The sequence below is a fragment of the Bacillota bacterium genome (assembly GCA_024655925.1).
GTDB lineage: Bacteria > Bacillota > DTU025 > DTU025 > JANLFS01 > JANLFS01.
In genome coordinates, this window is the sequence record JANLFS010000004.1 from 5201 (window position 1) to 30620 (window position 25420).

The 25420-nt window shown below is 61.0% G+C and carries 25 protein-coding genes and 2 pseudogenes; 5 read left to right on the forward strand and 22 right to left on the reverse strand.

The window, feature by feature from the left end; translation table 11 throughout:
* The 12 genes and pseudogenes from NUW23_00960 to ftcD all read right to left on the reverse strand — a co-directional run.
* A partial coding sequence (locus tag NUW23_00960; protein ID MCR4424750.1) for a heavy-metal-associated domain-containing protein occupies nucleotides 1–253 on the reverse strand: 253 nt, incomplete at its 3' end.
* A gap of 158 nt (nucleotides 254–411) precedes the next feature.
* A pseudogene (locus tag NUW23_00965) lies at nucleotides 412–1499 on the reverse strand (transposase).
* A gap of 61 nt (nucleotides 1500–1560) precedes the next feature.
* On the reverse strand, nucleotides 1561–1959 hold the full coding sequence (tnpA, locus tag NUW23_00970; GenBank protein MCR4424751.1) for an IS200/IS605 family transposase: 399 nt from the start codon (nucleotides 1957–1959) through the stop codon (nucleotides 1561–1563).
* A gap of 1041 nt (nucleotides 1960–3000) precedes the next feature.
* Nucleotides 3001–3552, reverse strand: coding sequence for a phosphatase PAP2 family protein (locus NUW23_00975; GenBank protein MCR4424752.1), 552 nt, complete (start codon nucleotides 3550–3552; stop codon nucleotides 3001–3003).
* Entirely contained in the window at nucleotides 3553–4353 is an 801-nt protein-coding gene (locus NUW23_00980; GenBank protein ID MCR4424753.1) for a biotin--[acetyl-CoA-carboxylase] ligase, read from the reverse strand. It lies immediately after the preceding gene.
* Complete coding sequence (gene folB, locus NUW23_00985; GenBank protein MCR4424754.1) at nucleotides 4337–4747, reverse strand: dihydroneopterin aldolase; 411 nt, start codon at nucleotides 4745–4747, stop codon at nucleotides 4337–4339. Before folB ends, NUW23_00980 begins: the two co-directional genes overlap by 17 nt.
* A complete protein-coding gene (gene folP / locus NUW23_00990) occupies nucleotides 4737–5951 on the reverse strand; it encodes a dihydropteroate synthase (GenBank protein ID MCR4424755.1) in 1215 nt (404 codons plus the stop codon). Before folP ends, folB begins: the two co-directional genes overlap by 11 nt.
* A 22-nt stretch (nucleotides 5952–5973) precedes the next feature.
* Nucleotides 5974–6141 (reverse strand): annotated as a pseudogene (locus NUW23_00995) (HNH endonuclease).
* A gap of 210 nt (nucleotides 6142–6351) precedes the next feature.
* On the reverse strand, nucleotides 6352–6921 hold the full coding sequence (locus tag NUW23_01000) for an ECF transporter S component (protein MCR4424756.1): 570 nt from the start codon (nucleotides 6919–6921) through the stop codon (nucleotides 6352–6354).
* 109 nt (nucleotides 6922–7030) lie between these two features.
* Nucleotides 7031–7666 (reverse strand): cyclodeaminase/cyclohydrolase family protein, encoded by a 636-nt coding sequence (locus NUW23_01005; protein ID MCR4424757.1) that lies wholly within the window; start codon nucleotides 7664–7666, stop codon nucleotides 7031–7033.
* A 69-nt stretch (nucleotides 7667–7735) separates the two neighbouring features.
* Nucleotides 7736–9052: an imidazolonepropionase gene (gene hutI, locus NUW23_01010; GenBank protein ID MCR4424758.1), complete on the reverse strand. Its 1317-nt coding sequence runs from the start codon at nucleotides 9050–9052 to the stop codon at nucleotides 7736–7738.
* Complete coding sequence (gene ftcD, locus NUW23_01015; protein ID MCR4424759.1) at nucleotides 9042–9962, reverse strand: glutamate formimidoyltransferase; 921 nt, start codon at nucleotides 9960–9962, stop codon at nucleotides 9042–9044. The genes hutI and ftcD overlap by 11 nt, the downstream gene beginning before the upstream one ends.
* A gap of 193 nt (nucleotides 9963–10155) precedes the next feature.
* Here ftcD and NUW23_01020 point away from each other — a divergent pair, with 193 nt between their 5' ends.
* From NUW23_01020 to NUW23_01035, 4 genes are read left to right on the forward strand one after another with little or no spacing between them, the layout of a single operon-like run.
* Nucleotides 10156–10590: a transcriptional repressor gene (locus NUW23_01020; GenBank protein ID MCR4424760.1), complete on the forward strand. Its 435-nt coding sequence runs from the start codon at nucleotides 10156–10158 to the stop codon at nucleotides 10588–10590.
* A 27-nt stretch (nucleotides 10591–10617) separates the two neighbouring features.
* Nucleotides 10618–11376: an energy-coupling factor ABC transporter permease gene (locus tag NUW23_01025; protein ID MCR4424761.1), complete on the forward strand. Its 759-nt coding sequence runs from the start codon at nucleotides 10618–10620 to the stop codon at nucleotides 11374–11376.
* A gap of 17 nt (nucleotides 11377–11393) precedes the next feature.
* The gene (locus tag NUW23_01030) at nucleotides 11394–12113 is read left to right on the forward strand and encodes an energy-coupling factor transporter transmembrane protein EcfT (protein MCR4424762.1); all 720 of its coding nucleotides are present in this window, start codon (nucleotides 11394–11396) and stop codon (nucleotides 12111–12113) included.
* Nucleotides 12110–13015 carry an energy-coupling factor ABC transporter ATP-binding protein gene (locus NUW23_01035; GenBank protein ID MCR4424763.1) on the forward strand — a complete coding sequence of 302 codons (906 nt, stop codon included), beginning with the start codon at nucleotides 12110–12112 and terminating at the stop codon, nucleotides 13013–13015. The genes NUW23_01030 and NUW23_01035 overlap by 4 nt, the downstream gene beginning before the upstream one ends.
* Here NUW23_01035 and hutU read toward each other — a convergent pair.
* The 10 genes from hutU to ftsH all read right to left on the reverse strand — a co-directional run bounded on the left by hutU (nucleotide 12987) and on the right by ftsH (nucleotide 24484).
* A complete protein-coding gene (gene hutU, locus NUW23_01040; protein MCR4424764.1) occupies nucleotides 12987–14642 on the reverse strand; it encodes a urocanate hydratase in 1656 nt (551 codons plus the stop codon). The two genes, NUW23_01035 and hutU, sit on opposite strands and share 29 nt — an antisense overlap.
* A gap of 58 nt (nucleotides 14643–14700) precedes the next feature.
* Complete coding sequence (hutH, locus tag NUW23_01045; GenBank protein MCR4424765.1) at nucleotides 14701–16254, reverse strand: histidine ammonia-lyase; 1554 nt, start codon at nucleotides 16252–16254, stop codon at nucleotides 14701–14703.
* A 14-nt stretch (nucleotides 16255–16268) separates the two neighbouring features.
* On the reverse strand, nucleotides 16269–16796 hold the full coding sequence (locus NUW23_01050; protein MCR4424766.1) for a transcription repressor NadR: 528 nt from the start codon (nucleotides 16794–16796) through the stop codon (nucleotides 16269–16271).
* Between the two features lie 25 nt (nucleotides 16797–16821).
* Nucleotides 16822–17595, reverse strand: coding sequence for a 5-deoxy-glucuronate isomerase (iolB, locus tag NUW23_01055; protein MCR4424767.1), 774 nt, complete (start codon nucleotides 17593–17595; stop codon nucleotides 16822–16824).
* An 88-nt stretch (nucleotides 17596–17683) separates the two neighbouring features.
* A complete protein-coding gene (locus tag NUW23_01060) occupies nucleotides 17684–18400 on the reverse strand; it encodes an ABC transporter ATP-binding protein (protein ID MCR4424768.1) in 717 nt (238 codons plus the stop codon).
* A complete protein-coding gene (locus NUW23_01065; GenBank protein MCR4424769.1) occupies nucleotides 18400–19167 on the reverse strand; it encodes an ABC transporter ATP-binding protein in 768 nt (255 codons plus the stop codon). The genes NUW23_01060 and NUW23_01065 overlap by 1 nt, the downstream gene beginning before the upstream one ends.
* Nucleotides 19148–20125 (reverse strand): branched-chain amino acid ABC transporter permease, encoded by a 978-nt coding sequence (locus NUW23_01070; GenBank protein ID MCR4424770.1) that lies wholly within the window; start codon nucleotides 20123–20125, stop codon nucleotides 19148–19150. Before NUW23_01070 ends, NUW23_01065 begins: the two co-directional genes overlap by 20 nt.
* A 37-nt stretch (nucleotides 20126–20162) precedes the next feature.
* Nucleotides 20163–21065: a branched-chain amino acid ABC transporter permease gene (locus tag NUW23_01075; protein ID MCR4424771.1), complete on the reverse strand. Its 903-nt coding sequence runs from the start codon at nucleotides 21063–21065 to the stop codon at nucleotides 20163–20165.
* 154 nt (nucleotides 21066–21219) lie between these two features.
* Complete coding sequence (locus NUW23_01080; GenBank protein MCR4424772.1) at nucleotides 21220–22359, reverse strand: ABC transporter substrate-binding protein; 1140 nt, start codon at nucleotides 22357–22359, stop codon at nucleotides 21220–21222.
* 187 nt (nucleotides 22360–22546) lie between these two features.
* Nucleotides 22547–24484 (reverse strand): ATP-dependent zinc metalloprotease FtsH, encoded by a 1938-nt coding sequence (gene ftsH / locus NUW23_01085; GenBank protein ID MCR4424773.1) that lies wholly within the window; start codon nucleotides 24482–24484, stop codon nucleotides 22547–22549.
* A 340-nt stretch (nucleotides 24485–24824) separates the two neighbouring features.
* Between ftsH and NUW23_01090 the strand changes: the two genes are divergently transcribed.
* Entirely contained in the window at nucleotides 24825–25310 is a 486-nt protein-coding gene (locus NUW23_01090; protein ID MCR4424774.1) for a hypothetical protein, read from the forward strand.
* The last annotated feature ends 110 nt before the right edge of the window (nucleotides 25311–25420 follow it).

Below are 25420 nucleotides of genomic sequence, written 5' to 3' on the forward strand. Positions count from 1 at the left end.
CGCCGTAGCCTGCCTCCTCGACCGCCTTGCGAATCTCCGACGGCCTTATGAGGGCGGGGTCGTAGTCAACTCTGGCAGTCTCGGCTGCGAGGTTGACGGCAGCGTCCTTGATCCCCGATTTGCGCCTCAGGGCCCCCTCTATGCGCGCCGCGCACGCAGCGCACGTCATCCCAGTGATAGAGAGGTCTAGACGCCTCGATTCAGCCTGGTCTTCGACGCGATTCTCCGAATCGTTCTCACCGATTTGGCTCAAGTGTACATCTCCGCCTTCCTCGGCCCATGTACTCAGAAGAGATATACCCCCCAGGGGTAGATCATGCGTTTGCCATACATCTTCGAGTAGTCTTTTTGACGTTCTCTCCACGACTAACGCCGGGAGATTCTTTCTCAACGCTCCAGGCTCTTCGCCCTTCATTGCGCTGAGCTACACCGCATGTGAGGGGCATACCTCACACCGTCGGGGGACGCCATCGCCCCAGCTACTGGGCCGAAGCCCAGATACTTTTGCCGAATGTTGAATGCGCCGACTCCGTCACGGTGATAGCTAAAACCGCAGGCACAGCAGTACTGCCTGTCGGCGGGCTTGTGCCTCTTGCCGCATGCAGGGCAGGTTTGCGAGGTGTACGACTCATCCTGCAGCCGCATACTCAACCCCAACCGCGCAGCCTTATGCGTGATCATGTGCCGCGCCATACCGTGACACATTTGGTGGATCCTTTGGTTTGCCGCATGCCCACAGTCTAGCCCTTCCCGTATGTCCCTGACGTCGCCAATTACCACCGTCTGCACTCCGTTTGCCCAAAGAGTGGAGACAAGCCTGGTGGTCTGCTTATGCAGGACATCTCTAACCTGGTTTTCGATTGCACGGAGTTGCTTTCTCTTTGACGCGACGAGCCTACACCACCTGCGCGATCCCCTCACCTTGGCATCAATCTTGGACGTTAGTCTAGCTTTAAGTCTGTTCTGATACCTCCATTTCGAGTGAAGCTCCCTGCCATTTGCAATGACGCACTTTGCCCCGTCGTGGGCGACGGCTATGTGCACCTCACCTAGATCAACGCCGGCTGTAAGACCTTCCCCAATACCGGCAACCGGGTCAATCTTGTATGTAGCCCGCAGTTCTATTCGCGCCCATCCCAACCGACCTCAACGAGCGCAGGAGTATCCCAGCGCCAGGGGATACGAAGCGGCTCGTTCCCACGCCCGTTAGACAACAGCAAATACTCACCCCTCACCCTTATGGCGCTCGACTTCCACTGGATCTTGTAGTACCGTCTCCGACACCTTGGAGGCTTGGCCTTGGGGTTGGTTCCCCGCCTGCTGCGCCAAGAATCCAAAGCTCCATAGAACGACTGCACCACTGCGTCGGCGGTGTGCGCGTGAAGACCGTCGGAGTTATGCCAACGCATCATCGACGATGGCTCAAGCCAGATGCTTCTCTTCCGGACAGTCCGCCAAAAACTCGCCAAGGCGCGGGAGCAAAGCTGACCGGCCGCCATGGCCAACTAGTCTAGCTGAGGCGAAGTGCCCAACTTCAGCTTCCTGACCGTGTACAGTGGCTTACACGTGTTTTTGGTTCTCAATGTATTGCTTGACCATGGCAAGTGGAGCGCCCCCGACCGTCGCCACGAAATACGAGTGTGTCCAAAGAGTCGGTAGACGGCTCCGGAGCCAAGGAGACTCCTCACGCAAGAGTCTCGAAGATCGGCTTTTCATACGTTTTGCCAGCCTATGAATCCTGAACTGCGGATCGACCTCGAGGAACAAATGCACATGGGCAGGCATAACCTCCAGCTCAAGTATCTCGGCTCCGTGTTCTGCGGCCACTTCACGCAGTACGCATACCAACCTGACATCCACCCCATTCACTAAGACGGACCGTCGATACTTGGGACACCAGACCACATGGTACTTGCATGAATAGACAACACTTCTGTTGCTTCTGTACTGGTTAGCCATGCCATTATTATATACCTTGTCCTCATATAGTACAACCAATGCGCGCCTGCCTTATCTCCACAGCTAAAGCGGGGAGCTTGCGGCGGCTGCCTTTCGGTCAATTGCGGGCGGCGCACAATGGGCGCGGCGCATCACGGCGTCGGTGAGGGTGGGAGCGATTTGCACGTAGTGGGGAAAGCCCGCACCAGCACTAGGCGCACATAGATGTGCCTTCTGCACGCGAACTCACTGAGGACGTTCGCAATATACTGCCATTGGATGTTCGACAACCGCAAATGAGGTGATCGAGGGTGATACCATCCCGAGAGTTCTTGGAAATGACACAGATGGCCCAGGCGGACGAACTGCAGGCGGTCGACTTCTACACCCGTATGGCGCAGATTGCGCCCACGGAACCCATCCGTAGGGCGATTCTACAGATCAGTCGGGACGAGTTAAGACACGCTTTCTTCTTCGAGTCTATACTCTCTCTGTACCAGGCGCCATTCACCCCGGGCGTGCCGTCCCCAATGCCTGAGCCGATGCCCTATCCAATGCCCGGGCCAATGCCCGGGCCGATGCCGGCGCCCACTCCGACGTGGCCTCCGTACCCAACACCACCGTCGATGCCGCCTTGCTGGCCTCCAGTCTTCCCGCAGCCGCCGTGCGACACAATGCCAGGTCCTACGCCTTGGCCTTCGCCTGGGCTAGGGCCAATGCCGACGCCAACGCCTGGGCCAGTGCCGCCATACTACACACCGCCACAGCCAAGTGTGCCTCCGATGCCGGAGCCTCCTACGTTCCCAGGACCTTCTCCGGGGCCGATGCCCCCTATGCCGGAATTCCCGGAACCTCCGCCGCCGCAGCCTCCGCACCATAAGCCAGCCCCCCCCAAGAAGCCGTGTTTCGGGTGCGGACCGGCGAAGTCCACAGCGGATAAGGAGAACAACAAGGGCACGGACAAAGAGTAAGACTCACGTGGGAACGGACAGGGCCCGTGCAAGAACGAACCGTGGCCGCGAGGAGGACGCCAGGCGGCCACGGTTCGCCCGTGTTGCACTGCTACTGAGACAGATCGAGGATCTTGATGTGACCGGATACTGCCCGACTTCCGATGTAGCTCCCAATTGCGGCGCCAGCCACCACATCGCTGGGCCAGTGCACCCCGAGGGCTATCCTGCTCGCTCCCACCAGGCCTGCAAGCGTATAGAACAGGCCCGCTCCTTCCGGGTAGCGGTCCGCCAGGACAGTAGCCATCGCGAAGGCGTTCGCAGTGTGCCCGGACGGCATGGAGTGGTACTCACCGGAAAGCTTCGGCCCGGTGAACCGCCCATTCTCGCCTGGGACGTAAGGTCTTGCTCTCCCCAGAGTTACCTTGAGGGCCTCAACGGCAAGAGCGGTAGTGACCGTGGCGCTTACGAACGTCAGGCCTGTGGGTGGGTCAGTCACCAGCAGGCCCGCGCCGAGGGCGACCGTCACTCCCGCCCCCCCAAGCTCGGTGATGATCCGAGCAGGGTCCACTGGTCCCTGAGCGGAGCATGTGAATGTAGCAGACCCGGTTATGGCCACCCCAATAGTGAAAGCCGCCAGGGCCAGCGCAATCGCTCTGCGCACTTACTCCACCTCCCCGGAAGGGCAAACGCCCCCGTCTGCCGTATTTCCCGAGAGCCTGAGCGAAACCTCGCCCGCCGATACGTCCACAAACGTCCCGTTTGCCATCTTCACCCGTAGTTCGCCTCGTCTGTTTATGGAGATGGCACGCCCTTGCACCGGCACTGCGCCACCAGGCTGCGTCACGCGGACCGACCGGCCGAGGACACACGACATGGACGCTGCCTCCCGAGTAACCGTGGTGCCGCCGTCGGCGCGTATTGACCTGCACAGTTCGGCCAGATTCTGAAGGACGCAAGAGAGGACCGCATTTCTTTCCACAGGTTTGGTCGCATGGGCAGAGACGTAGGTTGCCACTTCCTCAAGCTCATCAGGGAACCCTCCGTCTGGAGGAAAGAGGTTCACGCCCATCCCGACAATTGCCCAGAGGAAGCGGCCGCCTTCGATTGCGGCTTCGGGAAGGATCCCGGCAACTTTCTTGCCAGCTATGAGCACGTCATTAGGCCATTTGACTGCGGTGACCACCCCGGCCGTGTCCAGAAGCGCGCGGGCGACCGCGACGGACGCAGCGATTCCCAGAAGTCCAGCCTGTTGGGCCGGGAAGTCGGGCTTAAGGATTGCCGAGAACCAGAGCCCGAAGTCGCTGTGGGAGAACCAAACCCTGCCGAGCCTGCCCCTGCCCGCGGTCTGCCTGCGTGCGACAATGACTGCACCGTCGGGGGCCCCGGATCTGGCCATGTCGCGTGCAACAGTGTTTGTTGAGTCAACCTCGTCGAAATACCTGATGTCAAGCTTCTCCAGCATGCTCGATTTCTTGCCCCGGCTGGGTCCCGGAGGCGCCTCTTCTGGTCACCTCGACTTCAACGTAGTCCATGGGTCCGCCGATAGGGGCGTGGGGTTTGCGAACTCTCACCGTGACCTCCTTTACAGGATAAGCGGAGGCAATTTCGTCCGCCACCGTACGGGCCGCCGTCTCGATGAGGTTGAACTCGCGTTCCTCCACAATCTCGCGCACGAGGGTGTAGACATCCACATAGTTGATGGCCAAATCGAGGTCGTCAGTGTTCGAACAGGCCTGAAAATCCCCGCGCATGTCGACATCCACCTCGAACCTCTGCCCGAGTTCCTTCTCGGCGGCAAACGCCCCGTGGTACGCGTAGAAGATCAGGTTCTTGAGTGTGAGTCTGTCAGACGGCATTGTCATCCCCCTTTTCCTGCCATCCCCTGACGATCGCGTCCGTCATCCGCGCCACCCTCGCCATCTCCCGGACATCGTGCACCCGAACGATGTCCGCGCCGGAAGCAATGGCGCAGGCCACTGTGGCCGCTGTCCCGAAGAGCCTTTCTGAGACTGGAAGACCCAGTACCTTCCCAATGGTGGACTTGCGGGACGTCCCCACCAGGATGGGACGGCCCAGGCTCCGAAACTCGGCAAGACGCGCGAGGATCTCAAGGTTGTGTTCGGGCGTCTTACCAAAGCCTATTCCCGGATCAATGATGATGTTACATGGCGGAATGCCTTGCTCTTGGGCGTACTTGATCCTCTGATCCAGGAATTCGTGGATCTCGTGGACGACCGAGTCATAATGGGGGTTGATCTGCATGTCCCTTGGCCGGCCTTTCATGTGCATCAGGACGACCGGGACACCGTACCGAGAGATGACTGATGCCATGTCGCCTTCGCCAGCGAGTGCCGTGATGTCATTGATCATGTGCGCGCCGAGGTCGAGGCATCTTCTTGCAACCTCTGCCTTGTAGGTGTCAACGGAAACCACTGCGTGGGTCTCAGAGGTGAGCGCCTCGACGGCCGGGGCCACACGCGCAAACTCCTCTTCAGAAGACACGGACTCCGCACCAGGGCGTGAGGACTCACCGCCGACGTCGATTATGTCGGCACCGTTCTCGAGCATGGATAGGGCGTGGCGGACAGCAACTGCAGGGTCCTGGTAGCGGCCGCCGTCTGAGAATGAGTCAGGGGTCACATTGAGGACGCCCATGATGTATGTTCGCTGCCCGAAGGTGAACGTCCTTCCCCCCACGGTGACCGAGGGGAGAGGAGAGTCCAGCTTTTCAAGGACGGACTCGATCTCGGATGCAATCGCAGGGAGGCCGAACGGCTGCCGTTTGAGAGTTGCTATTACCTCACGAAACTGCCGCTCGGTCCCAATCATTAGGATGTCACACGACTCAACAGCAAGGTCCGCCGCTCTGAGGGGCAGAGCGGCCTCGCCGCCTTTGGAGAGCATCTCCTGCTTGATGATGAGCGCAGCTCTGATAGGCACCTCGTAGAGGCGGACAACTCGGAAGATGCCTTTGTCCAGCATGATGCGGATTCCCTCGCGTCCGGCGCCGATCGAGCGCATCTCGGCCTCTAGTGCCTCTCGCGAGTTCAGTGCGAGCACCCGCGCGGAGACGCCCACCAGACTACGCGGCGTCGGGAGCCCCCGCCTTCAGGCGTGAGGAGGAGACGCCGCTTCCCCCTTTCTGGGTATACTCGTATCCATCGGCTTTTTGAAGCAGCCGCAGGTACTTTGGATGCACGTCGAAGCCGTTCAACTTGAAGCTCGGCCTATGCCGGACGGCTATCCGACCGGTACGGCTGTCTAATGCCGGGCGACAGGGCCTGGAACTGGCACGCATCCCAGGGTGTCATGACCTGAATAACGCAGCCCGATGGCCTTTCGGCCGATGAGCTGAGGCTGGTCAGCTCCAGGCTTGCTTACCGCAAGCCTCCGGCTTCAGCCGTGGGGTAGCTGACTCCTCATGCTATACCCAGGGCGGGACTCCAGACCCAGCCCGGGTCTATCTGCCAGCTCTTCGGCCATCAGTGTGCGCCCAGCCCGCCGCGCGGGCAATGGCAAATGAGATGCCTGAGTCCACCACATGGTGGAGGAAAGTGCCCACCACGACTACTGCAAGGATCGTCCCAGCAGCCAAGGACTCTCCAGCAACGCCCGCTCCCCTCATCTGGTTGAGAGGAATACCGAGCACTACGGCGACAACAACCACCGCAACCGCCTCAGCCAGCGCATGAACGGGCGCTGTGAGGGTGAGTGCGAACGAGAAACTCCGGCCGCGGGCGACGACCGCTCCCCCGATCCACCCCCAGACTGCATGCATCAGCGCTCTCGCGCCGATCATCAACCCGAGTGGGTTGAGGCCATAGGTCATCAGGAACCCCAGCCCTGAGCCGACCCCTACGAGCGCGGCCACGGATGGACTGACAAGCATGGCGAGCATGACAGGCACGTGGGAAGCGAGGGTCGCTGAAAAAGGCGGGATGAGGATTCTGAGATAAGTCCCGAAAGCCAGAGGAATGAGTAGGGCGAAAGCTGTAAGGACAGCTCCGAGCACGATCTCCCGGGTTTTCATGGGAAAGCCTCCGTTTCTTGAAAGGCGTCCTGCAGTCTCATACTATGGCCCGGGGATCTGTCTTGTCAAGTGTCATGACACCCACCCGGCCCTGGTGTCCAGACGGGACCTACTCTCCTCCGATATTCTCGAGAACCCGGTCGATTATCGTCTCCCGGAGCTCATCCCGGTCCTCTATCCTCGCTTCCACAATCGCCCGGATGTCAGCCACAAAAGCTGTATCCTTTATGGCGGCGAGGTTGATCTGTATGTTGAATATGGCCCCACCCATGGCAGTGTCGAGCAGGAGAGCGGCAACGCCAACATCACTGGCGGCGTTGGAGTTGCCTCGCTCCGCTACCACCCGGGCAAGTCTCATACCTTCCGCCGCGACTTCCAACACCTCCAAGGGTGTCCTGACCGCGCCTTTCAGAGCAAGCTGGATCGCCTCGCGCCTTGCCTGTTTCTCCGTGTCAGTGGACTTAGGGAGCCTGTAAGCCCGCATCACACAGTTGAAAGCCGCGGTGTCCTCATCTGCCAAGGCGAGCAAGCGCTCCCTGAGGGCGCATGCCTTCTCTCTGACGTCTGTGAGTCTCGCTGCCTCGGTCTGCTGGATCGCTTCCTTTGGAGTAAGACCCGCCACCATTGAGACGAGCGCCAACCCCATCGCTCCTGCAACGGCAGATGCACTCCCACCTCCAGGCGCGGGCGTACTGGCGCCCAGTTCCCCGAGAAACTCTCGAAGTGCCATTCCCGCGAACGACATCTCCTGTACCCTCCCAATCTGGTTCTCAAGCCTGCTGGGCCACGGCCCCGGCACCTTATCGGATGTGGGCTAGAAAGCACGGTCGCCCGATGGGGCACTCCCCACTCGCCTTCCGTCCTTCACCACTACGCGCCCGCCCTTTACAACATCAGTGACACAGTTCACACCTATCTGGAATGGAAGTGCATCGAGTGCAGGGACGTCAACAACTATGAAGTCTGCCGGCCGGCCTGGACTAAGGCTTCCCGCTCTATCCCCTCGCCCGATCGCCCAGGCGGCGTTCACTGTGGCTGCGGATACAGCCTCGGCTGGGGTCATCTTCATCTCCAGACACGCCAGAGTCAAGACGAACTGCATGGATGGCACAGGGGACGTCCCGGGGTTGAAATCAGTGGCCAGAGCTACTGCAACCCCTCGATCTATCATTCCTCTGGCATCAGCGTACCTGTCAGACATGAGAGTGAACATGGTCGCTGGGAGCAGCACCGCAACTACGCCTGCTTCCGCAAGGCGGTCCATCCCGGTCCGGGATGCTGCGGCGAGGTGGTCCGCGGACACGGCTCCCAGGGAGGCGGCCAGTTCCGCCCCGCCGATGGGGTTTATCTCGTCTGCGTGGAGTTTCGAACGGAGGCCCAGACGCTGAGCAGCGAGGAGCAGACGTTCCGCCTGCTGGGTGGAGAACACCCCCTCCTCACAGAAGACGTCGCAGAACTCCGCGAGGCGCCTTGATGCCACTGCCGGGAGAACCTCTCTGATGATAAAGTCCAGATACCCTTCGACATCTCCTTCGAACTCCGGGGGCACGGCGTGGGCAGCGAGGAGAGTGCTCACTACCTCAACTGGATGCTTGCAGGAGGCCGCTCGGAGGACCTCGAGTTGCTTGAGTTCAGACGTGAGATCCAGGCCATACCCGCTCTTCGCCTCGAGAGTCGTAGTCCCGTGGAGAAGCACGGTGTCGAGTCTCTTGGTGGCAGTGGCCTGCAGGTCTTCAAAACTGGCCTTGCGGGTCGCCTCGACAGTGCTGATGATCCCGCCTCCTGCGGACAGGATGTCGAGGTACTTGGCCCCTTGTATGCGCATTATGTGTTCTTCGTGGCGCGTGCCAGCGAATACGAGGTGGGTGTGGGCGTCCACAAACCCGGGCAAGACGGTCTTACCGGACGCATCGATGATCTCGGGGCATCCACGTGGTTCCCGGGAGAGCACTTCGCGCGTGGGTCCGATGTCTACGATGCGTCCGTGGGCGCACGCGATAGCGCCGTCGGGAATGATGCCCACCCGGCCGAGGTCCGTGCCGCGCCGGGGGCCGGGCGGCACGCCCTCCGGAGCGCACGTTGCTAGCTCGGCAGCGTGAATTAGTAGTAACTCAGAAGGCTCAGTCCTCATCCCATATCTTTGCCTCCAGAATCTGTCCTGAGGAGAGCTTTGGAAGCTGTAGGTAGAATGCTGCTGAATCGAGAATCGCGTCGAGGGGCATGAGGCCTATGAGTTCGGTCTCCACGATCGGGACGCCGTACCTCTGGGCCTCCCTGCGGACCATCTCGACTGCACGGTGGATAGGGGTCCTCGTGTAGTCTACCAGGTTCATCGAGACCTGCGCGATGTTCCTCTCAGAGAGCATTACCCCAATTGCCCGGACGTGCACGAGCCCTCCACTGCTCCCCCTGACTGCACGGGCGATCTTCCTGGCGATCTCCAGGTCTCCGGTGCCGAGGTTGACGTTGAATGCGATGAGAGGCATGCGCGCACCGATCACTGTTGCGCCTGCGGTAGGGTGCAGTCTGGGCGGGCCGAAGTCCGGATGTCTTTCCGGGGTGTCTATTGTCTGTTTGAGTCCCTCATACTCCCCTCGCCTGATGTCCGCCAGGTTCCGCCGGTCCGGGCTCGTCGCCGCTTCCCCGTATAGGTACACCGGAATCCCGAGTTCCTCTGCAACCCGCTTGCCCAGTGTGCGAGCGAGCTCGACACATTCTGCCATGGTGACTCCACGGATCGGCACGAAGGGCACGACATCCGCTGCCCCGATTCTGGGGTGGCCGCCGCAGTGCGCCTCCATGTCTATGAGATCCGCTGCCCGGGATATCCCAGCGAATGCACCTTCCGTGCAGGCCTCAGGAGGGCCGACGAAAGTGACCACGCTTCTGTTGTGGTCATGATCGGAGGTATGGTCCAGGATCCGGACTCCCGGCGTCTGGGCAATCGCCTCGACTATGGCTGCGACGACCTCGGGTCTCCTGCCTTCACTGAAGTTCGGCACGCACTCGACGACGCGCCGGTCCACGGGCTGCTCACTCATGAAAGCGGGCTCACTCCCTTTCCGGCCTCACTCGGCGCGAGAGGATCTCTCTCAGCTTGACGTGGGTTGAATCTTCGTCGCCCTACCGGCAATTCCTGCACGGGGGATCTGCGGGAGTTGCTTTCCGGCTGGTGGTGGATGTATAATCAGCGCAGGAATTGCAAATGATTTTCATTTAGGTGGTGGCGGATCCATGCCCTGCGCGGAACTACCTCCCGCTGAGCGGATGCTCAAGGCGGCTGGGCACAAACTCACGGAGCAGCGCAGATCCATCCTCGCACTCTTTGAACGGGGCTCGGAGCACCTGACCGCAGCTGAGGTTCATGACGCTGTACGGTCACGTGACCCCGAAATCGGCTTAACAACCGTTTACCGTACACTTGAGCTCCTGTCGGATGTGGGCATTCTGCGACGGGTGAACTTCAACGACGGCGCTGTGAGATACGAGCGGAGCCTGGGGTCCCGAGGGCACCATCACCATCTTGTGTGCATGGGGTGCGGCAAGGTGATCGAATTCGGGGAATGTCAGATTCGCTCCATTGAGCAGAGGCTCGCCCAGGTCACCGGGTTCAAGATCGAGAAGCACTGGCTCGAAGTGACTGGCCGGTGCGAGGAATGCCAGAAATAGGAGCAACTCTTCAGAGGTGAAGCGGAATTGTCCCATCTCCACATACCGGACGGCATAATCCCTCTTCCCTGGATCGTTCTGGGGTTGGCGGCCACTGCAGTGCTGGTGGCATTCTCAGTGCTTGCTTTGAGAAGGCAGGATCCGGTGAAAGTGGTCCCGCGTATCGGCGTGCTGGCAGCGCTGATGCTGGCAGCCATGAGCCTGCCGATCCCAGTGCTGAACTACCATGTGAACCTCACGGTCTTGGCCGGAATTATCGCAGGCCCAGCCCAAGGCTTCATCGGGTGCCTGATAGCCAACGTGATCCTTGCGCTCACCGGCCACGGAGGCATCACTGTGGTGGGCATCAACACCGTCGTCACGGGAATCGAGGTCCTGGTCGGGTGGGCCGTATGGACCGGCCTTCGCCGTGTAGTGAGGCGCCCCTTCGCCCTGGCCGCCGCGACCACGGTCATCGCGCTTGCTCTCTCCACCACGGCCATGCTCGGCGTCGTCGCCGGGACGCAGATCAACCCTGGACTGGTTCGGCACGCCCACGAGAAACCTGCAGTAGTGAATCTGGAGGAACAGCTCATCGGAGAGCACATTGGAGAGGATCACGGCCCAGAGGACAACCACCCGGATGACCATCCGGACGAGGACGCTCACGGCCCCCTTTCCCTTGGGACGTTCGCTGCTGTTGTCTACTCCGCTGGCATGGTTGGATGGGCAATCGAGGCCGCGATCATCGGAGCAGTGGCACAGTTCCTCGCGCGGGCCCGCCCGGACTTGATTGGGGCATTGTAGGCAGGAGGTAATCCTGGTTGGACATTCAGATCCTGGACGAGCTGGCGTGCAACGGTCACACCACGCTACACGAGTCTGCGCCGGCGGCGAAGGTCGTGGCGGCCGGGGCGCTTCTGGCTGCAACGATCCTCGCGGGATCTCCAGGGCTCGCCGTGGCTGTGGTGGTGACGGTTGCGGTCCCCGCGTGGCTGGCCGGCCAGCCCATCCGGAAAACGATCCCGTTTGCACTGTATCCCTTGGTCTTCGCTGCCATCTTCGCCGTGAGCGTGGCCAGGTCCAACCCGTCCCTGGCCCTGTTGGTCGTCATCCGTGCGTTCGCTGCGGGGTTCATCATGATCACTCTGCTGACCACCACCTCGTTTGTGGATGTCTTCGCGCTTCTGGGCTCTGTCCTCCCCGTCGTGGTGGCAGACGCCATGTTCATGGCGTACAAGGCGTTTTTCGTGCTCATGGGAGAGCTTTCCGATCTCCTGGTCACGATCAGGCTTCGAGGGGCAGACAGCGGGGCACGCGGGCCGCGGGCCTTGCTTCGCACGCTTCGGAACTACGGGGAGATCCTGGGTGTGCTCATCCTGCACTCTGTGGACATGACGGAGAGGACTTACAGGGTCATGCAGGTGAGAGGGTATTCCGGACGGATCCGTGTCGAGCCGAGAGACCGACGGTTCAGGCCGGCCGATCTGGCGATCGTCACGTACTCTCTCGGTGTTCTACTGGGGGTGCTGGTTCTGAGATGAAGGCCGACCGCGACACCATCACGACTTCAACTGGCGTGCCGCGCAAACCCGGGGCTCGGGGCGATGGAGACCCTATCGTGCGAGTAAACTGCATCCGGCATGTCTATCCCGACCACACCCAAGTGGACCTGTGCGGGCTGGACTTCACCGTCTCGCGCGGGGAGCGTGTCGCAGTCCTGGGCGCCAACGGGAGCGGGAAGTCCACTCTGATCTATCACCTACTGGGCCTCCTCGCGCCTGTGGAAGGGCAGGTCGCGGTCTTTGGTGAGAACCCCGCCCAGGCCTTCCGGCGCATACGCCACAGAGTTGGAGTCGTGCTCCAGAACGTGGATGACCAGATAATCGGCCCAACAGTCTGGGACGACGTGACATTCACCATACGCAACCTGAACTGGCCCCGGGCCGACATCGAGGCTGCGGGCAACCGTATCCTGGGGAGGCTTGGCATAGCCCACCTGGCCAAGAAGATCCCTCACTACCTGAGCGGCGGGGAAAAGCGGAAGGTAGCCCTTGCCGGGGCGCTCGCAAGCCGCCCTGAGCTCCTCATAATGGATGAGCCATTCACTGGACTGGACCCCAAGGCCCGGGAAGAACTGGTGGACCTTCTGAACCAGGTACACGTGGAGGACGGGTTGAGCTACATCGTCTCCACTCACGAGGTCGACTTCGTCCCTGCCATCGCAGATTACGTCTATGTGCTCGGGAGTCACGGGATCGTCATGTCGGGGACGCCCAGGCAGGTCTTCGCCCAGGCGCCCGCGCTACGTGCCTCTCACATAGGCCTGCCGGCCATCACTGAGCTGTTCGAGCGGCTTCAGAGGGCAGGATGGGATGTCGGCACGCCGCTCACCGCCGCCGAAGCCGAGGCCGAGCTCAGTCCGTATCGATCTTCGGGATCTTGATCCCGCGCTCCGTCGCGGTCTTGCGCGCGAGTTCGTACCCGGCATCCGCGTGCCTCACGACACCGATTCCGGGATCGCAGGTGAGCACACGCTCAAGCCTTTCCGCCGCAGCGTCCGTACCATCCGCCACGATAACCATCCCTGCATGGAGTGAGTACCCTATCCCTACTCCTCCGCCATGATGGAACGAAACCCAGGTCGCGCCGGAAACGGCGTTCAGAAGGGCGTTCAGCACGGGCCAGTCGGCGATGGCGTCGCTTCCGTCGGCCATCCCCTCGGTCTCTCGGTTCGGAGATGCTACTGATCCGCAGTCCAGATGGTCGCGGCCGATCACGATGGGGGCCTTGATCTTGCCCTCGCGCACCAGGCGGTTTATGATCCTGCCGAACTTGGCCCGCTCACCGTATCCCAGCCAGCATATGCGGGCGGGCAGCCCCTGGAAGTGGACGTGGTCTTGGGCCATCTTGATCCATCTGACCAGGTGCTCATCTTCGGGGAACTCGTTAAGCACGACCTCATCGGTCACATGGATGTCTGCAGGATCCCCCGACAGCGCCACCCAGCGGAACGGGCCTTTCCCCTCGCAGAAGAGCGGGCGGACATACGCCGGCACGAATCCCGGGTAGTCGAACGCGTTGGAGACCCCCGCAATCTTCGCCTGCTGGCGCAGGTTGTTTCCGTAGTCGAATACCACTGCCCCGCGCGCTTTCATCTCCAGCATGGCTCTGACCTGCGTCGCCATGGATTCGTAGGACCGGCGCTTGTACTGTGCCGGGTCCGACTTCCTGAGATCCTGAGCCTCTGCCAGCGACAACCCTGAGGGGACATAACCCTCCAGGGGGTCGTGTGCGGACGTCTGGTCAGTCACGAGGTCCGGGATGATCCCCCGTCGCACGAACTCGGGGTGAGTTCCGGACGCGTTGCCCAAAAGGGCGATGGACCTCGGGATGCGACGTTCCAGAGCTTCTCGGGCCATGGCAATGGCCTCGTCCATGGTCTCTGCCATCATCTCACAGTAACCGGTGCGGAGCCTCCGGTCGATTCTGGCCCGGTCGACCTCGACCGCGATCACAACACCTTCGTTGAACGTTGCTGCCAAAGGCTGAGCGCCGCCCATCCCCCCGAGCCCTGCCGTGAGAACTAGCCTGCCGCGAAGGGAGCCGCCGAAGTGTTTTTTGGCAGCGGCGGCGAAAGTTTCGTAGGTCCCCTGGAGGATTCCCTGTGTGCCAATGTATATCCAGCTTCCCGCAGTCATCTGCCCGTACATGGTCAGGCCCATCGCCTCAAGCTCCCAGAACTTCTCCCACGTTGCCCAGGCGGGGACGAGCATGGCGTTGGAGATCAGGACCCTGGGGGCATCCGCATGGGTCCGGAAGATCCCGACCGGCTTCCCGGACTGCACCAGTAGCGTCTCATCGTTCTCGAGCTCCCTCAGGCACCGGACGATCGCCTCAAAAGCAGGCCAGTTGCGCGCGGCCTTCCCGGTGCCACCGTACACTATCAGATCGTCCGGGCGCTCGGCGACCTCTGGATCCAAGTTGTTCATAAGCATCCTGAGGGCGGCTTCCTGCTGCCACCCGCGGCATGAGATTTCGCGCCCCCTTGGCGCCTTTACAACTCTGGACATCTGCCTTCCTCCTTGAGCCTGGTGTGGCATGTCATACCTGCGGGCCAGCTGTGTCAAGCTACTCCAGTGGCCCGGCGGCACTTTCGACCGCCTCGAGGATCTCCCCGGATTCGATCATATTTCGGACGGTCTCAATGTCCGGGCTTATGGGACGATCGTCCTCGAGGTGTTCCACCTTGGACCGGACTGTCCGGTGCGCCGCGCCCGTGCCGGCGCCCGGCTCGAGGGGCGCCAGGAAGTCTATGCCCTGCGCGGCGCAGAGAATCTCAATCGCCAGGATGTTCGCAACGTTCTTCCGGATCTGCGCGGCTTTGCGGGCTGCGATGGTTCCCATGCTCACGTGGTCCTCCTGGTTCCCGGAGGTGGGGATGGAGTCCACCACAGCCGGGGAAGCCAGTATCTTGTTCTCAGAGACCAGCGCGGCCGAAGTGTACTGAGCGATCATAAGGCCCGAGTTGAGCCCTCCGTGCTCGGTAAGGAAAGGTGGGAGCCCGGACAGATGCGGGTTGACCATCCGTTCTGTGCGGCGCTCGGAGATACTTCCGATCTCGGCGAGGGCGATTCCGAGGAAGTCCAGGGCCATTGCCACGGGCTCACCGTGGAAGTTACCGCCGGATATGACCTCGCCGGTCTCGGCGAAAATGAGGGGATTATCGGTCGCGGAGTTCATCTCCCGCTCGATGACCCCCCGGGTGAAGGCTATTACATCCCTGGCCGCCCCATGTACCTGTGGGGCGCACCTGAGAGAGTACGCATCCTGAACCTTCGGGCAGTCCCGGTGGGACTCCCGGATCCCGCTTCCCCGGAGCAGCCTGATGAGGTTCCGAGCGGACGCGGTCTGCCCGGGGTGAGGCCTCGCCCGGCCGACTCGCTCGTCGAAGGCGGCGGTGGTTCCGCGCAACGCCTCCAGGCTCATGGCAGCAGCCACGTCAGCGACCTTTGCCAGCGTGGTGGCGTCCGACACACACAGGGCCCCAACAGCCGTCATCACCTGGGTGCCGTTTATGAGTGCTAGCCCTTCCTTGGCCCGGAGTGAAACCGGCGTGATGCCAGCGCACCCCATCGCATCACCGCCGGAAAGGGTCTCACCCTGGTACCTTGCCTGCCCTTCGCCGATGAGCACAAGCATGGCGTGAGCAAGAGGCGCCAGGTCCCCGCTTGCCCCGACGGACCCCTGCGAAGGGACTACGGGACAGACTCCGGCGTTCACCATTGAGATTAGGGTCTCGACTACTTCGGGCCGGACCCCGGAGTAACCACATGCCAGCGCGTTTGCCCGCAGCAGCAGGACGGCTCGGACCACCTCATCTGGCAGAGGCTCGCCCACCCCGCAGGCATGGGACCGAAGAAGGTTCACCTGAAGTGCGGCCCGGGCATCGGATGGTATGCGCACATCGGCGAACTTGCCGAACCCCGTGGTTATGCCATAGACCGCCCGGTCGTCCCCGAGCAGTGAGTCCACCACCGAGCTGGATGCAGCCATTCTGGACGCCGCACCCGGCGCGAGAGATACGGGGGCGCCCTGGCGTGCCACCGCCCGGACGTCCTCGACAGTCAGACTCTTCCCATCTACACAGACTTGCACTCCGGTCCCTGCCTTCTGTGAAGCCACCGCTGCTTCATCCGTCATTCTCCGTGGCGGCACAGGTAGCCCGCCTCGCCGAGGGCCCCAACGATGCGCTGCAGTGTTTCCTCGTCTCGCGCCGTGATAGTGTGCAAATGGACACCTTCCGTCAGGACGGAGAGAGGCCTAGCTCCAGCGCCGGACATCTTCGCCATGAACTTCCTGACGTCCTCCCGGGATGATAGCGCAAGGGTCCCCTTGAGCTCGCCATAGAGAGGGTGGTCCACCAGGACATCCTCAACTGTGCCGCCGAGATCGACTATGAGCTCGAGTTCTCCTTGCGTCCCTTCCGGGCCGTGACAACACGCGACCAAGGTCCTGCAACGCTGGCTGGCCCGGGTGGCGCGGGGTATCAAATACCCCTGGGGAGTCGCAACTATGTCGGCGCCTGATGCGCGGAGGAGGGCTATGTCGGAGACTATGATCTGCCGGCTCACTGAGAACATGCTGGCCAGGTCCTGTCCAGTCACGGGCCCGTTCCGTCTGGTGAGTACCTCCAGTATCCCCCGGCGTCTTTCGTCACCAGTCATTGGCCCCAGCCTCGCCCTTCTAGATTTAAGAGTGATCTGGATCGTCAACGGTCTTCCAGTCCCGAACCGGGCCGGCCATGGCCCAGAGGTAGTAAAACTGGTACCCGGGAGCGCTCGCTGCAGTGTGGTACCCACAGGGAATTGCCGAGACCGACCCGTCCTCCACCACTTTGACATGGTCGAATGACCCGTCAGCCGCATAGACGCGCTCGAATCCGAAGCCTCCGGCAGGGAGGCTCAAATAGTACCGAACTTCCTCAAGGTTAGCTTCTCGCTCGCTCGTGGTGTCGTGTTTGTGTGGAGGGTAGGTGATCCAATTCCCCTCGGGACCGAAGACCTCGCCGAAGAAAAGCCGGCGCGCGCTTATGTTCGGCCCGATTATGGTGTGCACTTCCCGCCGAAAGTTGCCCATGCCTGATGTGGAGACCTCCACGTCGTTCGGATGGACAACCTGGGGGATACCGCCGGGACTCCCAGGCGCGGCCGCGAGGGCAATCAGGAGAGGTGTCTGGGCGGCAATGGTGAACCCGATACCGGCCGGGATATACGCGGCCGATGCCTTGCCGTCGAAAGGTGTCGACCTGTCTCCAAGGCCCGCCCATTTGAACCCAAGGCAAGTGATGTCGCACTTCCCGCCCATTATGACCAGGGCCAACTCCTCAGGCGTGCCGACTATGACCTGTTCGCTCCCTGAGGGGAGCGAAACCAGCCCGAACCTGAGGAACTTCAGTCCGTCCCTGCCGGGAGACACGAACTCCCTATAGACTCGACCTGGCATCCGCTCAGCGAATGGTCCCATGGCCAATTCCCCCATATGGGACAATTCGCCTCAAGGAACCGCAATCCTCCTCGACCGAACGCTTGCAGGTGGCAACGGGTTTTCGCTGCTACCCCCCTAAGTACGCCTCCCTGACTCTTGGGTCATCCGCCAGTTCCCGAGCAGGGCCGTGCAACACGATCTCTCCTGTCTGAAGCACGTAACAGTAATCGGCTATCCCCAAGGCCATGTTGGCGTTCTGCTCCACAAGGAGTATGGTGGTGCCCGCGCGGTTAATCTCAGTTATGGTCCGGAATATCTCCCTGACGAGAATCGGGGAAAGGCCCATCGACGGCTCATCCAGGAGCATCAGTCTGCCACGGGTCATGAGGGCGCGGGCAACTGCAAGCATCTGTTGCTCCCCGCCGGAGAGCAAGCCTCCGAGCTGCCCCAGTCTCTCGCGGAGCCTGGGGAACATGGAGAACACTCTCTCCTGGTCCTCGGGGATCCGCTCCCGGTCACGGCGCGCGTACGTCGCCAGCTTGAGATTTTCGCCCACAGTCAGGTTCGCGAATATCCCGCGACCTTCCGGTACGTGAGCAATCCCCGCCTCCACAATCTTATGGGCGGGGAGTTGGGTGAGTGACCGGTTGTCGAACACGACCGTACCTGCCGACGGCCTCACCATCCCCGAGATCGCCCTGAGCGTTGTGGACTTCCCTGCCCCGTTCGCGCCTATAAGTGTGACTATCTGACCGCGTCTGACCTCGAGCGAGATCCCACGAAGCGCACGGATGCCGCCGTATGCGACCTCAAGACCCTGGACGGACAGGAGAACGTCAGCCATCAGGACGCCTCCTTTCCGAGATAGGCCTCGAGCACTCTGGGGTTCGACTGGATCTCCTCCGGGGTACCTTCAGCTATTGTCTCGCCGAAGTCCAGGACGAGTATCCGCTCACAGATCCTCATCACCACGCGCATCTGGTGTTCGATCAGGAGGATCGTGAGGTTGAACTCCTTCCTGATCCAGCCTATTGTCTCGATCAGCCTATCAACCTCCGCGGGGTTCATCCCAGCCGCGGGCTCGTCCAGGAGCAGCACTTGTGGATTGGAGGCGAGGGCCCGGGCGATCTCCAGCCTTCTCTGCTCTCCGTATGGGAGCGCCCTGGCCACGGTGGAAGCATACTGCAGGAGGCCGAAGGTCTCCAGGAGCGAATAGGCCTTTTCGCGGATTCTGTCCTCCTCTGCCCGGAACCGCTTGGTGCGGAGAAGCGCGTCGATGATGCGATACCGCGCCTGGGAGAAGTGCCCTATCCTCACGTTGTCGAGGACCGAGAGGTCCCGGAAAAGACGGATGGTCTGGAAGGTCCGGGCGACACCCATGGATACTATGTCCGAGGACGGTCTTCCCACGAGGCTCTTGCCGAGGAACTCTATCTCCCCTTCAGCCGGCCGGTAAACGCCGGTAATAAGGTTGAACACGGTGGTCTTCCCGGCGCCGTTCGGCCCGATCAGCCCCACTATCTCCCCTTGCTGGAGGGTCAAGTTGAAACCTGATACAGCACGAAGCCCCCCGAACCTGTGCGAGAGGCCGCTAACGCGAAGCACCGACAAGTGCCCCACCCTCCTTCCGCGCAGGCTGTCTCTCCTCGGGCGGGATGAACCACCTGAACTCCCGTAAACCCATGATCCCAGTTGGCCTTACCAGCATGAGTGCAACTAGCATCAGCGGACCGACCACCCACCGCCACACGTTGAGCGGGCGAAGGAGCTCAAGAAGCACAGTGTACACAGTAGCGCCCAGCACAGACCCGGCGATACTTCCGATCCCGCCCAGATAGACCATGACCAATATGTCAGTGGACTTGCGGATGTCGAAGGTCCTGGGGTTGATGAACTGAATGAGGTGTGCGAATAGGGCGCCCGCTACTCCGGCGAAGAACGCGGCTGTAGCGAACACGATGATCTTGGTCTTCCGCGTGTCCACGCTCACCAAGTTGGAGGCCACCTCGTCCTCGCGGATTGAGAGAACTGCCCTGCCGAAATTGGAGTAGATCAAGTTCCGGATCAAGTACACCGAAAGCCCGGTCCAAAAGGCGACATAGGTGAGACTCGTCAGCCGGTTCATCCCCAGAAACCCCCGGGGCCCCCCGAGCGCCTCGATATTCTCAAGAAGGCTCTTCACTATCATGCTGAAGGCCAGGGTGACTATGGCAAGGTAGTCACCGCGGGTTCGGAAGGACGGGAACGCAACGATGAGGGAAGCTGCAGCCGCCATGATCCCTCCTGCCAGAGTGGCAACGGGGAAAGCCAGGAGGGGGAGGCTGTTTCGGAACCACCATACCGTCACGATGGAGGCTGTGTAGGCCCCGATGGCCATGAAGCCTGCATGCCCCACAGAGAACTCTCCCATGTACCCGTTTACCAGGTTCAGGCTGAGAGTGAGTATGCTGTTGATCCCGACATACATGAGCACTTGGAGAATGTACATGCTCACAAGCCCGGACTTCTCCAGTCCGTAGGTGCACGCAAGGCCCGCCAGAATCAGCACAGATGTGCGCCAGGACTTGATCCCCACCGGATGCACCTCGTTTCCGCGTTCACTTGGATCATACCTTCTGGGCAGTCACTCTGCCCAGGATTCCGGTTGGACGCACTATCAGGACGATGAGAAGGACGGTGAACGCCACAAAGTCTCGGTATGTGGAGGATGGTAGAACCGTGGGAGTGAACACCTCTATCATCCCAAGGATATATGCGCCGAGCATCGCGCCTCGAATGTTACCTATCCCTCCCACCACAGCCGCAATGAATGCCCACCACCCGATGCGCACTCCCATGTAGGGGTTGATTATCGGGTAGGCCTGCGTGTACAGGACCCCGCCCGCCGCCGCGACCGCCGACCCAATGGCAAACGTGATGGAGATTATCCTGTCCAGCGGCACCCCCATCAGAGGTACGACGGTCTTGTCGTAGGAGATCGCCCGCATCGCCATGCCGGTCATGGTCTTTCGAACCACTGTATCAAGGATCAGCATGAGCAGGATTGAGATTGCGATTATGAGCAATTGAAGCCCTGACGTAGTCAGCGGCCCGACACTGAGACTGTCTGTCGGCAGGAGGGGGGGCATTCCACGGGCAGCAGGTCCCAAAGTGGCCAGAGTGAAGTTCTCGAGGAAGAGCCCGACGCCCAGGGCAGTGATGACCGCAGACACTCTGGGCGCTGTGCGGAGCGGCCGGTAGGCTACTCGCTCTATCAGGACAGCAAGAGAGGCGGTGAGCACCATGGTCACGGCCATGGTGGCAGTGAACACAGCCCAATCGGGGAGAGTCCCCGAAAGGAGAACCCCCGCGCTGAAGAACCCTATGTAGCACGCAATCATGAATATGTCGCCGTGGGCGAAGTTGATCAGCCGTAGGATCCCATAGACCATTGTGTAACCCAATGCTATCAGAGCATATACGCTCCCAAGCTGGATACCGTTCAGGATCTGCTGGAGAATGAGGTCCAACTCGCCATCCCCCCGATGGTCTTAAGTTGACCCCGGCCCCGTGTCATGTAGGACCAGGGTCCGGGGTCATAGTCCGGTCCGTGAGCCTTGAGCCCGGCTGATTGGCGGCCACGGGTCCTCGCCGGTCATGCTTCACCCAGCGGCCTGGGTAAGCCTATGGCCCTACGTTCGCGAAGTACTGGAACTTGCCGTCTTTGATCTGGAGGATCACGGCACTCTTCACGGGGTCGCCGGTACCTTCGAACCTCATGTTCCCTGTGACACCTTCGTACAGCTTCATCTTGGAAAGCCCCTCGCGCACCGCCTCACGGTCCACTCTGCCAGCGGTCTTGAGGGCGAGGAAGAGCATGCCGAACGCATCATATGTAAGGGCAGCAACGTCGTCGGGCTTCTCCCTGTACTGCTTTTCGTATGAGGTGATGAACTTCTGGGCGACGGGGGTGGCGATGTCCGGGGCGTAATGTGTGCTGAAGAAATGGCCTTCCATGTCACGCCCACCGAGCTTGATTATGTCAGGGAAGCCCCATGAATCGCTTCCGAGGATGGCCCCTTTGTACCCGAGCCTGTGCGCCTGTTGTGCCTGGAGCGGGACTTCACTGTAGTAGTTCGGCAGGAACAGCACCTCGGGATCAGCCCTTCTGATCCTGGTGAGCTGGGAAGAGAAGTCCTGGTCACCGGTGGTGTAGCTCTCGTACGCCACCACTTTGCCGCCGTACTCCTCGAAGGACTTCCGGAACACCTCGGCGATGCCCTTGTTGTACTCACTGGCAACATCATAGAGGACTGCCGCCCGAGACGCCTTGAGGTTCTCACGAGCGAACTTCGCGCATACGACTCCCTGGAAGTCATCGATCATGCATGCTCTGAAGACGTACCGCTTGTTCTGGGTCGTCTTGACGTTGGTGGACCACGGGCTGATCATCGGGACTTTCGCGTCTTCAGCGATCTGGGCCGCAGGGATGGCGTTGCGACTGGCGTTAGGGCCTATCAACGCCACGACCTGGTTCTGCGTGATGAGCTTCTGGGCTGCTGCTGCGGCGGACTCCGCCTTGTCTTCGTTGTCCTCGATGACGATCCTCACTTCGTACTTCACGCCGCCGACTTCCGGGCCACCAGATCTGTTGATCTCCTCCACCGCCATCTCCGCCGCGTTCCTGCAGGACCTTCCCACCACCGGGATGCTCCCGGTCAGCTCGGCGTTGACGCCGATGATTATGGGTTTCGCTCCGAACGATACCGAACTCGAGACGGCCACGAGCAGAAAGATCCCGAACATGCTGAGCAACCGTTTCACCTGTCCACTCCCCTTTCTTCCCGTGTTTGGCGTTAAGCTGGAGGTACGATTATGCATTCGTGTATCAATAATTTACCATGAAAGGAACATCTCAGTCAACAAAGCAAACCCCGGCATCAGTCTGTGATGCCGGGGTTTCTTTCACTTATCTCGCCCTATCTACGCCGGGCCGGCCTTCCGTGCCCTCCTACGCGGGCGCGCCTTCAGGGTTCGTCTTGGTGACGTCGCGCTTGGCCCCCACGTGGCGTTCATCGATGGCGGCAAGGGATGTCCTGGGCCCAGATTCCCCGTCGGGCTGCTCCTCTGAGCGTTTATCCTCGGGTGCGTCCCGGCCTTCGAGAATCCGGTCGAGATCCTCGCCCTCAACAGTCTCCTGTGCCTTGAGAGCCTCCGCGAGCCTCGTGAGTTTGTCGACGTTCTGAGAGAGAAGCTCATGCGCTCGGGCGTAGGCTTCCTCGACGATTCGGTGGATCTCTTCGTCGATCTTTGCGGCAACTTCCTCACTGTAGTTGCGGTCACGAGATATGTCGCGTCCGAGGAACACCTGCTCCTCTTGGCTCCGCCCGTAGGTGAGGGGGCCGAGGTTGCTCATGCCGTACTCAGTCACCATCTTGCGGGCGGTCTTGCTGGCACGGTCAAGATCGCTCTGTGCGCCCGTGCTTATCTCGCCTATCATGAGCTCCTCAGCGACCCTGCCTCCCAGGGCCACGATGATCTCGTTCATTATCTCGGTCTTCGTGGCATACCGGTACCTCCGGTCGTCCTCCGGTACCATCAGGGTGTACCCACCAGCCCTGCCGCGGCCGATGATTGAGACCTTGACTACGGGGTCCGCTCCGGGGATGAGCCGCGCAACCAGTGCATGCCCTGCCTCGTGGAAGGCGACGAGAGTCTTCTCGCGCTCGCTCAGGATCCGGCCTTTCTTGGCTGGACCGGCCACGATCCGTTCAATGGCCTCGGCGGTCTCTTCGGCGCCGATTTTCTTCTTGTTGCGACGCGCGGCCAACAGCGCAGCCTCGTTCAGGACGTTCGCCAGGTCCGCCCCAGTGAACCCAGGGGTACGGCGGGCGAGCGCCCGAAGGTCGATGTCCGCCGCAAGGGGCTTGTTCTTGCTGTGGACTCTCAGGATAGCCTCGCGGCCGGCCTGGTCTGGAGCGTCCACAACAATATGCCTGTCGAACCGGCCGGGACGCAGAAGTGCCGGGTCGAGGATATCGGGCCTGTTCGTGGCCGCGAGTACAATGACCCCGGAGTTCGGATCGAACCCGTCCATCTCGAAGAGCAGCTGGTTGAGGGTCTGCTCACGCTCATCATGCCCTCCACCGAGGCCCGCGCCACGCTGCCGCCCTACCGCGTCGATCTCGTCGATGAATACGATGCACGGCGCATTCCGCTTGGCCTGCTCAAACATGTCCCGCACGCGGCTCGCGCCCACACCCACAAACATCTCGACGAAGTCAGACCCGCTCACGCTGAAGAAGGGCACATCGGCCTCGCCGGCTACTGCCCTGGCAAGGAGGGTCTTCCCTGTCCCCGGTGGCCCGACAAGCAGGATCCCCTTGGGGATACGTGCCCCCAGCTCGATGTAGCGCTTTGGGTGCTTGAGGTAGTCGACAATCTCCTGAAGTTCCTCTTTCACCTCTTCGACCCCGGCGACATCCTGAAACGTTGCCCTGCCCCGTTCGTCTGTATGCAGCTTCGCGCGGCTCCGGCCGAACTGCATCGCCTTATTCCCGCCGCCCTGGATCTGGTTCATGATGAAGAAGAACACTGCAACCAGAAGCACAATGGAGATGAGATTGGGCACCAAGGCCACCCACCACGGCGCCGGACCCTCAGGCTCCATCGACAACTCAATCCTGGACGCGAGGTCAGGGTCATTGCGGATGTCTTCGATCAGGCCTTTGACGTCAGGGTAGAACAGCTTGAACTGCCGGCCGTCAGAGAGGGTTCCCCGTATTGAATTCTCTCCGACAATCTGAAGCTCAGTGACCTTGCGCTCCTGCCAGTACTTCATGAATTGGCTGGCGGTTATCTCATCGGGACGCGCCCTATTCATGAACAGAGACTGTGTGATAGAAACGGTTATCAACCCGAGTAAGAGCCAGAGGGCAAGGTTTTTCATGAGTTTGTTCAACGGCAAACCTCCTCCCGCCTGGGCATAACCAGTGCTATGTGAAACCTAACAAAGGCAATACCCTCAATGCGCCAACTCATTATAGCACAGCCCCCTATACAAGACAAACGAACGGACCGGTCAGGGCGTTCCTCCGAGGCCTGTATCTCCGCGTTTGAACCCGGGTAAGATCCTCCGGATGGGCCGAGCAGGACTGGCGGACGCTGCAAGCGAACGCTCATATACTAGTATGCCCCCAAATTGGCAAACTATGGGGCTAACCGACGAACGGACGCCCGGGGGCGCTCGTCTATCGCCAGGATCCCCAAGCATTCAAGGAGGTACCCGCATGTCCAATCGAAATAGGGGACGCGGATGGTTCGCGGCCGCAGTCATGTCGGCGATCATCATTTCATTGGCTGCCCCCGCATCAGCCGCGCTCCCTTCTGAATCACATCGCATGGCGGCGCTCGCCACGATCTGGGCTGAGGCCCGTTTCGCCTTTCCGTTTTGGGATCAGGTCCCCGATCTCGACTGGGACGAGGCTTTCCGCGAGTATATTCCCAAGGTCGCTTCAGCTCAAGACGAGATCGACTATTACAGAACCCTGCAGAGGTTCGTCGCCCTGTTGCGCGACGGCCACTCAAACGTGTTTCCCCCTCCAGGCGCTATGCAGGGCCTAGATCGGCCTCCGCTCGGGTTGGATTGGATCGAGGACCAAGTCGTTGTGGTGTGGGCTGCAGCGGTCCCCGAGATCATCAAGGCCGGGATCGAAGTAGGAGACAGGATTCTTGAAGCAGACGGCAGAGACGCAGTCGAATACATGCGGGACTAGGTGGCCCCCTACATCAGCGCCTCCACAGACCGCGATCTCTTCAAGAGAAGCTGCCGCGAACTCCTGGTGGGACGGGCCGGGACCTCCGTCGCTCTGACGATCTCCGACAC